At 74.7% G+C, this 12,478-nt stretch carries 10 protein-coding genes; 3 read left to right on the top strand and 7 right to left on the bottom strand.

The window, feature by feature from the left end:
- Positions 1-144: 144 nt before the first annotated feature.
- Together AF335_RS20050 and AF335_RS20055 are read right to left on the bottom strand one after the other, a co-directional pair.
- Positions 145-1,407 (bottom strand): SufS family cysteine desulfurase, encoded by a 1,263-nt coding sequence (locus AF335_RS20050; RefSeq protein ID WP_102919809.1) that lies wholly within the window; start codon positions 1,405-1,407, stop codon positions 145-147.
- Positions 1,394-2,776 carry a family 2B encapsulin nanocompartment shell protein gene (locus tag AF335_RS20055; RefSeq protein WP_102919810.1) on the bottom strand — a complete coding sequence of 461 codons (1,383 nt, stop codon included), beginning with the start codon at positions 2,774-2,776 and terminating at the stop codon, positions 1,394-1,396. The genes AF335_RS20050 and AF335_RS20055 overlap by 14 nt, the downstream gene beginning before the upstream one ends.
- A gap of 598 nt (positions 2,777-3,374) precedes the next feature.
- Between AF335_RS20055 and AF335_RS20060 the strand changes: the two genes are divergently transcribed.
- Positions 3,375-4,037, top strand: a complete 663-nt coding sequence (locus AF335_RS20060) for an IclR family transcriptional regulator (protein ID WP_228773525.1) — start codon at positions 3,375-3,377, stop codon at positions 4,035-4,037.
- A gap of 25 nt (positions 4,038-4,062) precedes the next feature.
- On the opposite strand, the gene AF335_RS20065 is transcribed toward AF335_RS20060, so the two are convergent.
- Positions 4,063-4,668 carry a DUF998 domain-containing protein gene (locus tag AF335_RS20065; RefSeq protein WP_244927098.1) on the bottom strand — a complete coding sequence of 202 codons (606 nt, stop codon included), beginning with the start codon at positions 4,666-4,668 and terminating at the stop codon, positions 4,063-4,065.
- Between the two features lie 177 nt (positions 4,669-4,845).
- Positions 4,846-5,706: a DUF6777 domain-containing protein gene (locus AF335_RS20070; protein ID WP_146045578.1), complete on the bottom strand. Its 861-nt coding sequence runs from the start codon at positions 5,704-5,706 to the stop codon at positions 4,846-4,848.
- Between the two features lie 680 nt (positions 5,707-6,386).
- Here AF335_RS20070 and AF335_RS20080 point away from each other — a divergent pair.
- Entirely contained in the window at positions 6,387-7,712 is a 1,326-nt protein-coding gene (locus AF335_RS20080) for a streptophobe family protein (RefSeq protein WP_244927099.1), read from the top strand.
- A gap of 41 nt (positions 7,713-7,753) precedes the next feature.
- On the opposite strand, the gene AF335_RS20085 is transcribed toward AF335_RS20080, so the two are convergent.
- The 3 genes from AF335_RS20085 to AF335_RS20095 are packed head-to-tail and all read right to left on the bottom strand — an operon-like array spanning position 7,754 to position 11,650.
- The gene (locus tag AF335_RS20085; protein ID WP_102919814.1) at positions 7,754-8,782 is read right to left on the bottom strand and encodes a serine/threonine-protein kinase; all 1,029 of its coding nucleotides are present in this window, start codon (positions 8,780-8,782) and stop codon (positions 7,754-7,756) included.
- Entirely contained in the window at positions 8,779-9,294 is a 516-nt protein-coding gene (locus AF335_RS20090) for an SH3 domain-containing protein (protein ID WP_102919815.1), read from the bottom strand. The genes AF335_RS20085 and AF335_RS20090 overlap by 4 nt, the downstream gene beginning before the upstream one ends.
- Before the next feature lie 13 nt (positions 9,295-9,307).
- Positions 9,308-11,650, bottom strand: a complete 2,343-nt coding sequence (locus tag AF335_RS20095; RefSeq protein ID WP_102919816.1) for an ABC transporter ATP-binding protein/permease — start codon at positions 11,648-11,650, stop codon at positions 9,308-9,310.
- An 87-nt stretch (positions 11,651-11,737) separates the two neighbouring features.
- Between AF335_RS20095 and AF335_RS20100 the strand changes: the two genes are divergently transcribed.
- Complete coding sequence (locus tag AF335_RS20100; protein ID WP_184743672.1) at positions 11,738-12,157, top strand: gamma-glutamylcyclotransferase family protein; 420 nt, start codon at positions 11,738-11,740, stop codon at positions 12,155-12,157.
- Positions 12,158-12,478 lie beyond the last annotated feature (321 nt).

The following is a 12,478-nucleotide window of genomic DNA, read 5'->3' on the forward strand; positions in this document are numbered from 1 at the left end:
ACTGCCGGTCGGGCGCCTGTGGCGGTTGTGCGCTCGTGGCGGGCCGTCAGGTCCACGAATACGTGGGACTCCGTCCCCCTCGGCGCGGCGGGCCCGTCCGCCCCGGCGCGGTGCCGGGGCGGACGGGCCCGTGGTCGGTCCGGGTCAGCCGCCGCTCGCCCGGAGGGCTCGCAGGGAGGCCACCAGGCGGTCCACCTCCTCACGGGTGTTGTAGAGCGCGAGGGAGGCCCGCGCCGCGCTGGTGCAGCCGTAGTGGCGCAGCGACGGCTGGGCGCAGTGGTGGCCGGCGCGGATGGCGATGCCGTCCTGGTCCAGCCAGTCGGCGATCTCCATGGGGTCGTGGCCCGCGAGCGTGAACGTCAGCACGGCGATCTTGTCGGGGGCGGTGCCCAGCACCTCCAGGCCGTCGATGCCGGCCAGCGCCCGCTGCGCGTAGCCGAGGAGTTCGGTCTCGTAGGCGGCGACGGCCTCGTGGCCGAAGGAGGTCAGCCAGTCGATGGCGGCCTTCATGCCGACGGGGCCGGAGATGTGCCCGGTGCCGGCCTCGAAGAGGTGCGGGACGGCGGCATACGTGGTGCGTTCGAAGGACACCTGGTCGATCATGTTGCCGCCGCCCTGCCACGGCGGCATGCCGGCCAGCGCCTCCGGCTTCCCGTAGAGCGCGCCGATGCCGGTGGGGGCGTAGAGCTTGTGCCCCGAGACGGCGTAGAAGTCGACGTCGAGCTCCTGGACGTCCACGGGGAAGTGGGCGACCGCCTGGGCGCCGTCGACGAGGACCTTGGCGCCGTAGCGGTGGGCCAGGGCCGTCATCTCCCGTACGGGCGGTACGGTGCCCAGGACGTTCGAGGCGTGGCTGACGGCGACCAGCTGGGTGCGGCAGGAGAGCAGGTCCGCGAAGGCGTCCTGGTCGATGGCGCCGTCGGCCAGCAGCGGGATGGGCACGACCCGGGCCCGCCGTTCCTTGGCGATCAGCTGCCAGGGGACGATGTTGGAGTGGTGTTCCAGGGAGGAGACGAGGATCTCGTCCCCCGGGCCGAGGTTGCGGCTCCCCCACGTCCGGGCGACCAGGTTGATCGCCTCGGTGGTGCCCCGGGTGAAGACGACGTCCTCCGGCGAGGAGGCGCCGAGGAAGTCGGCGACCGTGGCGCGGCCGCCTTCGTAGAGCTCGGTCGCCTCGCGGGCCAGGGTGTGCGCCCCGCGGTGGATGTTGGAGTTGGAGTGGCTGTAGTAGCCGGCCAGCGCCTCGATCACCTGACGCGGCTTCTGGGTGGTGGCGCCGTTGTCGAGCCAGGCGAGCGGGTGGCCGTTGACGGTGCGGTGCAGGATCGGGACGTCGCGGCGGGCCCGCTCGGGGTCGAAGCCGGCGCCGCGCGCGGGCCGGCGCTCCCTGACGTCAGGAGTAGTCATGGTACTTGGACACCTCGACGTTCTGGAGCACGGCGACGGCGTCCTCGACCAGGACCGCGGCGTTGAAGTAGGCGGTCATCAGGTACGAGGTGATGCCCTTCTGGTCCATGCCCATGTTGCGCATGGCGAGGCCGGGCTCGACCTCGTCCGGGACCTGCGCGGGCCGCAGGCCGACGACGCCCTGATCGGCCTCGCCGACCCGCATCAGCAGGATCTCGGTGGTGCCGGCGCCCTCGGGTCCGGATATCCGGACCTTGTCGGACGGGAGCAGCGGCACACCGCGCCAGGTGATCAGCGGGCTGCCGTACCGGGAGTCCATGACCGGGGGCACCCCCCGCCGGGTACATTCGCGGCCGAAGGCGGCGATGGCCTTGGGGTGGGCGACGAAGAAGCACGGCTGCTTCCAGACCTTGGCGAGGAGCTCGTCGAGGTCGTCGGGCGTCGGCGCGCCGGTGCGGGTCTGGATGCGCTGGCCGGGGGCGACGTTGTGGAAGAGGCCGAACTCCGGGTGGTTGAGCATCATCGACTCCTGGCGCTCGCGGAGCGCCTGGACGGTGAGGTTGGCCTGGGCCCGGGTCTGGTCGATGGGCTCGTTGTAGAGGTCCGCGACGCGGGAGTGCACGCGCAGCACGGTCTGGGCGAGGCTCATGTGGTACTCGCGCGGCGCGTCCTCGTAGTCGACGTAGGTGCCCGGGAGGTCGGGCTCGCCGACGTGGCCGGAGGCGAGGTCGACCGGTACCTCGGAGCCCGGGGCGGGCCGGTCGGCGGTGGCGTACGCCTCCAGGGCCGTGCGCAGCGTCTCGTCGCGGTCGGCCAGGCGGGCGAGGGCCGCGCGGTCGGCGCAGAGGGCGACGCCGGGGGTCAGGGCGGCCACGCGGTACGGCAGGGGCGCGCCGCGGGTCCAGGCGTCGAGGTCGAAGAACTGGCCGTCGCCGATGACCTCGGCGACGGCGTCCTCGCCGTAGCGCCCGGTGACCCGCTTCTCGGCGCGGCCCCGCACGAGCACCCACAGCCGGTCGGCCGTGTCGCCCTCCTGGACCAGCTGCTGACCGGCGTCGAAGGTGACCTCGGTGAAGGAGCCGGCCAGTTCGCGCAGCAGGTCCGCGTCGGCCTCGCGGAGGTACGGCACCTCGCGCAGGTCCTCGGGGACGATGTGGTGGGCGTCGCCGTCCTGGTAGCTGCTGATGCGGTCGTCGCCGAGGATGAACGTACGGCGCCGGTTGACCCGGAAGACGCCGGACTCGACGTCCACCCAGGGCAGGGCGCGCAGCAGGTAGCGCGGGGTGATGCCGCGCATCTGCGGGGTGGTCTTGGTGGTGGTCGCGAGTTGCCGTGCGGCGTCCGGGCCGAGACTCAGCCTGTCGTTCATGGGGGTCCTCCTCGAAGAAGTGGCGTGCGCCCGGATCGCGGACGGTCACGCGCCGATCGAGGGTGATCGTCTTGGTGCGATCTGCTCGATCACAAGACGACGTATTTTTGCAACGGTCCTAAAGTAATCCCCTTGCATATAAGCAAAGTTGATAGTGCGCCGAACCGCCGCCGGCGCCGGTCCCCTGAGCAGGTCCGATGATCCGCGCCGCCGGACACCCCCTGCCGCGGCCCGGCCGACTGAAAGAGGATCCACCCGCGTGCGAACGACCGGAAGCGGCCCCAGGAACCCCGGATTCCTTCGGGCAGGCGAGTGACGCCCGGGGCGCGTGCGGCTCGCCGCCGCGCCACGCGGGGCCCGGCGGCACATCCTGGGCCCGTGTCCCGTCATCCCGGCCTCCGGCCCGGGGCCGCCCACGGGCCGGCACCGGGCCGGGCACCTCGCGCCCACGCCCACGCCCACCGGACCGCGCCTCCGCACCCGCCCGGGCCGCACCGGTGGACACCCGGTTCCCCCGGCCGCTCCCCCGGTCGGTGGACGGCGGACCGGCCCCGGGGCTGCTTACGGTGGACGGTGAGCTGCCTCGAAAGGAGCGTCCATGAACCGGTCCCGAGCCCTCGCCGGCGGCACCGCCGCGGCGCTGCGACTGCTGGCCCAGCACCCGGACGACGGGGTGACCGCACGCCGCCTCGCCAGCACCCTTCACCTGCCCGCCCGTACCGCCTGCGCACTCGTCGACGGCCTGCGGGCCGAGGGCCTCGTACGGCAGGATCCGGGCACGGACGTCCTGCGCCCGGCCGGGCCGCTGGTCCCCTCGGCGGCGCCACCGGACGTGAACCTCCTGCGTTCCTCCGCGATGAACTGGGCGGACCGGCTGGCCGCGCACAGCGGCCTGAGCGTCCTGCTGGCCGTCGCCCACCCCGACGGCGTGCGGATCGTCCACCACGTCTTCCGGCCGGACAACAGCCCGCAGCACCTGCTGACGGGCGAGACGCGCCCCGCCGGCTGCGCCCTGGCGCGCGCCCTGGCGGGTCCGCACGACGGGCGGTGCGTCTACACCCCCGAGGCGGACGCCGGCACCGGCTCGCTGGCCGTCGCCGTCGACTGCCCCGGCCCCGTCCCGTACGCGGCGGCGCTCGCCCTCGTCGGCCCGCGCCCGGCGCTGGACCCCTCGGCCGGGGGGAACGGGCGGTACGAGGAGCTGCTGCGCGCGGCGGCGGACGCCCTCGCCACGGATTCCGCCCTGACGCCCTCACGTTGAGCTCCGGCCGTCGCCCCGCGGCGGCTCACGGACCGCCCGGCCGGGCGCCGGGGTCCGGCTCCGGGCGGTGGGCCGTCGTCAGCAGGACCAGCCACACCCCCACGAGCACCAGGTGGGCGCGTTGCGGGACGCCGTGCCAGCCCGGTCTGGCGAACAGCGGGCCGACCGTGGCCAGCGCGGTCAGCAGCGCGGCGCCCAGCACCCACGGTCCCCAGCGGCGCAGCGGCGGTCTGCCGGGGCTGCGGAACGCGGCGGCGACGAGCAGGGCCATGGACCCGAACAGCGCGGCGTGCGCCAGGGCGCTGGTCGCGGTGTGCCAGGGGTTGACGGCCTCGCAGGCGTGGTTGACCGACGGCGCGCAGCGCATCGGCACGATCACGTCGGCCACGGACGAGGCGGCGAACGCCACCAGCGCCCATCTGCCGGCGCCGGCCCGGCGGCCGGCGGCCGGGTACCGTCGCGCCGGCAGGGACAGGGCGCCGGCCGCGACGAGCAGCGCGGTGACGATCTCGATGCCGCCGAAGAGGCCGTGGAAGGGCTGGTCGGCCGCGTAGAGCTCGCTGACGTAGGAGTGGCGGGGGTCCAGGCCCGTGGGCAGGACCGCCTCCAGCACCCACGCGTTGTAGAGCACCGCCGCCGCGATCAGCGCCCACCACCCGGCGCGGGCGGTGGGGCCGCCGGGCCCGGCCGCGCCCGGGCGGTGGCCCGCGCGCGGCCGGTGACGGCGGACGGTTCGGCCATCGGAGGGTGCCTCAGGCCCGCCGCGCGCGACGGCACCCGCGGGCCGGGCTCCGTACGGCGGGGGGCATCAGGGGGCTCCCCGTCCGGGCGCGGCCGGCGGCGGCCCGTAGGCCGGGCCCGGGGCCTCGGAGGGCGGCTGCGCGGGCGGGGAGACCGGTTGCTTGGAGGGCGGGTACGACGGCGGGGACGCGCTGGAGGACTCCGGCGCGGCGGACGTCATGCCGCCGCTGGGACGCGAGACCGGGCTGTCCTCCTCGCCCTCGGTGCCCACCGGCCGTTCGAACCACTGTCCCGTCTGAGGGTCGTAGAGGACCATGGATTCGAGGGCCGTGGAGGCCCGCGAGACCACCACCACGTCGGCGGCGCGGTAGCCGCTCCACGACTGCCCCTTGGCCTTCGGGGTCCCCTTGGCGGCGACCGGCGGGCCCAGCGGGTTGCCGCAGGCGCAGCGGACCCTCGGCAGCCCGTGGCCGTCGACCAGGACGGCCGTGCCGGCCTGGAGGACGGCCTGATAGCCGGTGGCGGAACCGTTCTTGTAACCGTGGTTGGTGACCCGGGTGTCGGCGCGCAGCTGTACGGACGTCAGACCGCGCAGGTAGGACGGGATCCGGTCGGGGGTGATCTCCGCCGCGCTCGCGAAGGCGCGGCCCTTGGCCTGGTCGTCGGTCAGGTAGCGGATCTGCCGCTCCACGTCGCAGCTGGCCAGGGACTGGGTGCCGCCGTAGAGGCCGGGCGTGGAGCCCTCGATGCTGCGGGTGCCGCCCGTGTCGCTGGGCGCGGTGGCCGGGGCCGCCGCCGCGGCGGAGCCCTTCGCGGTCGAGGAGGTGAAGGGGTCGTTCCCGTCGGCGGCGGCCGGCTGCAGGAACACCTCGCCCGATCCGCCGTCCGAGCGGAGGAAGAAGACCGCGAGGGCCGCGGCGGCGACCACGACGCCGGTGACGAGGGCGACCTTGGGCGCGGACCGCCACCAGGGGGAACCTCCCCCGCCGTCGCGTCCGGGGGCGGGCCCGGAGGCGCCGTGGCTGCCAGGACCTCCGGGACCACTGGGACCACCAGGACCGCCGGGACCACCAGGACCACCAGGACCGCCTGGGCCGCTCGGGGTTCCCGGGGTCACAGGAGCCCCTGGCACGGTGTCCTGGTCGGAGGGCCGGTCCGTCCGGGTCGGCTCGGGCGGGCGGGCGGCGCCGGCCCCGGAGCCCTGCTCGGACAAGGGACCCCGTGGCGGGCCGGTGGGGCGGTTCTCTGACGGCTCTGACGGCTCTGACGGTGGTTCGGACGACACGGCCCTCTCCTGCGTTGGCGGCATTCGCGCGTGGTGTCCGCGCGTTAAGCGTTTTCCCTCTTCCGTCTGCTTTTCACCTGGTTCGTCGCCCCCACCGGTCATTGTGTGCCGCAGACCCTCGGGTGCCGCAAGCGGGCGGCGGCCCGCCCGACGGGTGGGCCGCCGCCCGGAGGCTTACGTTGAAGCTCCGGGCCCTTCCGCGCCCGGCGGAGGAGCCGCCCCGGCCCGAGCGGACGGGGCGGGCTGCGGACACCGCGGACGAACGGGTGTCCGACGGGAGCGGACGGAACACGGACGACCGACCGACGAGTGACGGAGGCAGCGTGAGTCAGCCACCGAGTACCGCGCCGGAGCCGCCCCGGCACGCCCTGCGCGCCTGGTGGGACGCGTTCGCGGCGGTGGCCGCGGGGGTGGCCGCCATGTTCGTGACCGCGGCGCTCGGCCTGTGGGCGGCCGGCGCGACCGGTCTGCCCGGCGGCGGGTTCCCCTCGGTCGTCGCGGCGACCGTGGTCGCCGCGGTGGGCGGTTCCGTCGAACTGTCCGGCGGCGCCGGGTTCCTGGGGAGTACGGCGGCGGGGCTGGACGTCGTACCGCTGTCGGTGACCCTGGCCGGCGCGGTCGTGACGGCCGTGGTGTTCCTGCGGCCGCTGCGGCACCGGGCGGTGGCGAGCGGCCGCGAACTGCTCGGCCGGGTCGCCCGGACGGCCGCACTCTGGCTGGTCGCGCTCCTGCTGATCTGCCTCGCCGCCCGGCACACGTTCCGCATCGACCTGGGCGGCACACAGGTCGGGGACCTGGGCGATCTGGGAGACCTCGGCGACGCCCTGGGCGTGACTCCGGAAGTGGGGTTCCGGGCCGCGGTGGGACCGACCCTCGGCCTGGGGCTGATGTGGCTGCTGGTGCTGCTTGCGGTGGCCGTCGCCGTGTCCCGCAAGACCCCGCTGCCGTCCCGGCTGCTGCGCTTCCAGGAGCCGGTCCGCCCGGCCGCGTTCGCGATGCTGGCCGTCCTGCTGGCCTATGCGGCGCTCGGCCTGGTCGCCGGGGTGGTCGTGCTCCTCGTGCGCGGCCATCCGGCGGAGACCGCCGCGGTCCTGCTGCTGGGGCTGCCCAACCTCGTCTGGCTCGCCTTCGGCGTCGGCCTCGGCGGCACCTGGGACGGCCGGGCGCCCGACATCGGCCTGCCCGTGCCCAAGGCCCTCGCGGCGGTACTGCGGGAGCGCGACGGCAGGGGCGCCGTGAACCTCTCCTCCCTCACCCAGCAGGACGGCCGCGCCTGGCTGCTGGTGGTCGTCGCCGCCCTGGCCCTGCTGGCGGCCGGTTTCCTCGTGGCCGCCCGCTCGTCCCCGCGCACCCGGCGCTGGCAGCACGCCGTGCAACTGGCCGTGGCCCTCGCCGTCACCCTCCTGGTGGTCGCCGCCCTGACCGGGATCACGGCCCGCTTCGGACTCTCCCTGCTGGGCATCGGCGACCTGGGCGCCTTCGGCGGCGAGGTGTCCCTGCGCCCGCGGTGGCTCCCCCTGCTGGGCTTCGGCCTGCTCTGGGGGCTGATCGCGGGGTTCCTGGGCGACGTGCTCGCCCGGCGGGTACGGCGGCGGGGGGACGTGGCGGAGGTGGCGGAGGTGGTCGGGGAGAGGCCGGCCGGACAGTAGCGCCCGGCCGGCCTCCGCCCTCGTCCGGCCCGGCTCCGCCCCTACCGCCGCGGTCCGGGAAACACCGCCGCCGCCCATCGCGGCGGCCCCGGCGGCGGCACCGCGCCCACCGGGGGCAGGTCCGCGAGCCCCCGCACCACCCGTGTCGGCTCGTGTCCCGCCCCGGGGCCCGGGGCCGCCGCGCCCCCCACCGCGCGGCGGAGCGCCGTCACGAACTGGAGGCAGCCGTCGTAGCGGTCGTCGGGGGACTTCGCCAGGGCCGTGGCGAGGACCTCGTCGGCCGCGGGCGGCAGCCCGGGAACGTGGTCGGAGGCCCGGGGCGGAGGTTCGTACAGGTGCGCCCGGAGCAGGATCATGTCGTCGTCGCGCCGGAACGGCGGCGCCCCCGACAGCATCTCGTAGACCACGCAGGCGAGGCTGTAGACGTCGCAGCGGCCGTCCACGGGCTTGCCGGAGATCTGCTCGGGCGCGACGTAGTCGAGGGTCCCGACGAACTGGCCCACCCGGGTGTAGCCGGTCAGGGACAGCGACTTCTTCGTCAGGCCGAAGTCGGTGAGGTAGACGTGCTCGGGATGGTCGCTGTCGGTGCCCTCGGCGACGAGGATGTTGCCCGGTTTGACGTCCCGGTGCACGAGGTCGTGGGCATGGGCGGCGTCGAGGGCCGAGGCGACCTGGACGGCGATGCGGCAGGTGACGGCGGGGGACAGCGGCCCGCTGCGGTCGAGCAGCGCGCGGAGGTCCTGGCCGTCGACGTAGCGCATGGCGATGTAGAGCAGGCCGTCGGCCTCGCCGGCGTCGTAGACGGGGACGATGTGCGGGTGGTCGATGGCCGCGGCCGCCTGGGACTCATGAGCGAAGCGCTTGCGGAAGGTGTCGTTGCGCGCCAGTTCGGGCGCCAGCAGTTTGAGCGCGACGGTGCGTTCCAGGCGCGTGTCGCGGGCGCGGTAGACGACGGCCATGCCGCCCTGGCCGATCTCGCTCTCCACCCGGTACGTGCCGATCCGGCGGCCGGTCAGTTCGGAGGGCCGTTCCACCGGGACGCCGGGCCGGAGCGGCTCGTCGCCCGTCATCGGTCCTCGCTCCCGGACGGTGCGGCGGGCTCCGCGAACGGTGTCGCCGCCGTGCCGTCGCAGTAGAGCCAGCCGTCCCGTTCGGCGTCGTAGACCCAGACGGACCCGCCGTCGACCACCACGCCCACGCGCAGGCCGTTGGTGGTCCGGCGGAACGTCTCGCCGTCCATCCGCCCGGCCGCCACCTCGTCCGCCGCGCGCCGGTAGCGGCCGAGCGTGTCCTCGATCCTGGCGAGGAGATCGCGGGCGTCGTCGGTCCGGGCGAGCGGAGCGCCCGCGGCGGGCGGGCCCTGCGGGAGCGGTACGAGGAGCCGGCCGTCCACCCAGGCCGCCCAGCCGTTGGCGCACAGCACCCGGCCCCAGTCGCCCCGCCGGTCCAGGAGCCGGACCGGCAGCAGCGGGTCCAGCGGTTCGGTGGGCGTCGCCCCGTCGGGGGCCGACCAGGTGGGCAGGCCGTCCGGCGGCACCACGTGGGTGGGCCGGAAGCCGTCGGCGGTGGTCATCGGGTCCATGCGCGGCCGCCCCTCACTTCCGCATGACCGCGGGCTCCTGGCGGCGCAGCAGCCGCACGACGATCAGGCCGAAGAGGGCCGACAGGACCACCATCATCGCCATGTCGAGCAGCCAGACGCCCGCGCTGTGACCGAAGAGCGGATCGGTGGTCAGCTTGCCCGGGACGAGGCGCTCCACGTCGAGCGTGCCGCCCATCGCGCCCAGCGCCCAGCGCGACGGCACGAGCCAGGAGAGCTGGCCCAGGACGGCCACACCGGCCAGCTTGAGGAACGCGCCGCAGAAGACGACCTGGACGATGGCGAGGAGCACCAGCAGCGGCATGGTGACCTCCTCCTTGCTCACCAGCGCCGACACCAGCAGGCCGAGCATCATGGCGGTGAAGGACAGCAGCGCGACGGCGAGGGCGATCTCCACGAGCGGTGGCATGAGGACGCCCTTGCCCCCGGGTGCGGAGGTACGGACGCCGAAGAGGGCGACGAGGGTCAGGACGACTGCCTGGCAGACGGTGACCAGGCCCAGGACGACGACCTTCGACATCAGATAGGCGGACCGGGACAGGCCGACGGCCCGTTCACGGCGGTAGATGGCGCGTTCCTTGACCAGTTCGCGGACGGCGTTGGCGGCGCCGGTCAGGACGCCGCCGACGCACAGGATCAGCAGGACGTTCATCGCGTTCTCGGTATTGAGCCGGCTGCCCGCGAGCGCCCGCGCCATGGCGCCCATCACGAACGGCAGGGCGATCATGATGGCGAGGAAGGTGCGGTCGGCCGTCAGCGCGGCGGTGTAACGGCGCACCAGGGTGCGCAACTGGGCGCCCCAGCTCTGGGCCTTGAGCGGAGCGGGGGCGGGCACGGGCGCGGGGACCCCGCCGAGGTGGGGCTGTTCGGTGGCGGCGCCGACGTACTGGCGGTACTGCGGCGAGGCGCGGTAGAGGCCCGCCCAGTCCCGGTCCTTGTCGTTCTCGAACGCCTCGAACGCCTCGGGCCAGCGGGGCTGCCCGAAGAACGGGAGGGTCTCCTCCGGCGGGCCGTAGTAGGCGGTGCGGCCGCCGGGGGCGAGGACCAGCAGCCGGTCGCACAGGTCGAGGCTGAGGACGCTGTGGGTGACGACGATGACGGTGCGGCCGTCGTCGGCGAGCTTGCGCAGCATGGTCATCACGGACCGGTCCATGCCCGGGTCGAGGCCCGAGGTGGGCTCGTCGAGGAAGAGCAGGGAGGGCTTCGTGAGCAGTTCGAGGGCCACGCTGACGCGCTTGCGCTGGCCGCCGGAGAGGCTGTGGATGGGCTGGTCGACGCGCTGCTGGAGACCGAGTTCGCCGATCACCTCGTCGACCCGGGCCCGGCGTTCGGCCTTGGCGGTGTCGCCGGGGAAGCGGAGCTCGGCCGCGTAGCCGAGGGCGCGGCGCACGCTGAGCTGGGTGTGCAGGATGTCGTCCTGCGGTACGAGGCCGATGCGCGCGCGGAGCTCGGCGTAGTCGTGGTAGAGGTCGCGGCCGTCGTAGAGCACGGTGCCGCGGTCGGCGGGGCGCAGCCCGGTGAGGGCGTTGAGGAGCGTGGACTTGCCGGCGCCGCTGGGTCCGACGACGGCGAGGAGGCACTTGGCGCCGACGGGGAAGGAGACGTCGTCGAGGAGGGTCTTGCGGTCCTTGCCGACCTGGACGGTGAGGTCCTGGACGTCGAGGGAGACCTCGCCGGTGTCGACGTACTCCTGGAGCTGGTCGCCGACGAGGCAGAAGGCGGAGTGCCCGATGCCGACGATGTCGCCGGGGCGCACCGGCGCGCGGTGCACAAGACCGCCGTTGAGGTAGGTGCCGTTGTGGCTGCCGAGGTCGACGATCTCGTAACCGCCGGCGGGCAGGGCGTGCAGCTCGGCGTGGCGGCGGGAGACGACGAGGTCGTCGACGGTGAGGTCGTTCTCGGCGCCGCGGCCGATGTGGACCGTGCGGGAGGGCAGCGGGCGTACGGAGGTGGGCTGCCGGAAGGTGCCGGTGGCGGCGGGGAGCGACACGGACGAGGGACGGCGCGCCGGGGGCGGGGGCGGTCCCTTGAGGACGGCGGCGGGGCCGTCGGCGGGGTTGCCGAAGCGGAGGACGCTGCCGGGGCCGACGTCCACGGCGCTCACCCGGCGGCCCTCGGCCCAGGTGCCGTTGGTGCTGCCGGTGTCCTCGACCGTCCAGTGGTCGCCCACGGGGCGCAGGATCGCGTGGTGCCACGAGACGCGTGCGTCCCGCAGCACGATGTCGCTCAGGGGATCGCGCCCCACCTGATAGCTCCGGCCCGGACTCATCGTGCGCGAGCCGCCGTCGGCCTCGACGACGAGTTCGGGGGCGGAGGGCGCGACCTGCCGCTCTCCCATACCCGGTATTTTACGGCGGGCAGCGCGCCCCCGCCTTCCGGCGACCGTGACCTCGGGGTGCGCCGGGCCGGTGGAGGGAGACCCCTGGTGAGCGCGGAGCGCGAGCGGCTGCCGGTGTTCGTCTACGGGACGTTGCGTCCCGGGCAGCGGAACCACTCGGCCTTCCTCCGGGGGCGGACGGTCGCGGAGGAACCGGCCCGGATGCGGGGGGCGGTGCTCTTCGAGGGGCCGGGGTATCCGTACGCGGTGCCGGACGCGACGGGGGAGGTCTTCGGGGACCTGGTGTTCCTGGCGGCGGACCAGCACGACGGGGTGCTGGCCGCGCTGGACCGGCTGGAGGGGAGTCTGCCCGGCGGGGCGGGGCGGCATTACGTGCGCGTCGAACGCCCGGTGCTGCCCGCGGGCGGCGGGACGGTGCGCGCCTGGGTGTACCTGGCGGGGGACGAGGTGGCGCGGCGGTTGCGGGCGGTGGGGACCCGGATCCAGGGCGGCCGCTGGCCGGTGTGACGGTTGCCGCTGCGCGGGGCCTTGTCCCCACCCCGCCCCTTCCCGTAACCGGGGGCTCCGCCCCCGGGCCCCCTTTTCCGCGCTCCGCGCGGTGTCCTCAATCGCCGGACGGGCTGATTTCAGCCCGTCCGGCGATTGAGGACATTCGGGAAGGGGCGGGGTGGGGAAATAGCCCGCCGCAGGCGCACCTAGGGAAAACCACCGTCCCCGTCTCACATCGTGAGCAGTTCCCACGAGACGTCAACCTCCCCGCGAGTTGACCCGTCTTCACCTGCGAGTCGACGGCACGTCACCGCCCCCTCACCGTCCGTTCGTTCAATG

The sequence above is a fragment of the Streptomyces eurocidicus genome, from assembly GCF_002891295.1.
In the GTDB taxonomy this organism is placed as follows: domain Bacteria; phylum Actinomycetota; class Actinomycetes; order Streptomycetales; family Streptomycetaceae; genus Streptomyces; species Streptomyces eurocidicus.

What these genes read in the sequence shown, in the direction of transcription:
- AF335_RS20050 (WP_102919809.1), bottom strand. Translation starts at nt 1,407, where the DNA reads ATGACTACTCCTGACGTCAGGGAGCGCCGGCCCGCGCGCGGCGCCGGC.
- AF335_RS20055 (WP_102919810.1), bottom strand. Translation starts at nt 2,776, where the DNA reads ATGAACGACAGGCTGAGTCTCGGCCCGGACGCCGCACGGCAACTCGCG.
- AF335_RS20060 (WP_228773525.1), top strand. Translation starts at nt 3,375, where the DNA reads ATGAACCGGTCCCGAGCCCTCGCCGGCGGCACCGCCGCGGCGCTGCGA.
- AF335_RS20085 (WP_102919814.1), bottom strand. Translation starts at nt 8,782, where the DNA reads ATGACGGGCGACGAGCCGCTCCGGCCCGGCGTCCCGGTGGAACGGCCC.
- AF335_RS20090 (WP_102919815.1), bottom strand. Translation starts at nt 9,294, where the DNA reads ATGGACCCGATGACCACCGCCGACGGCTTCCGGCCCACCCACGTGGTG.
- AF335_RS20095 (WP_102919816.1), bottom strand. Translation starts at nt 11,650, where the DNA reads ATGGGAGAGCGGCAGGTCGCGCCCTCCGCCCCCGAACTCGTCGTCGAG.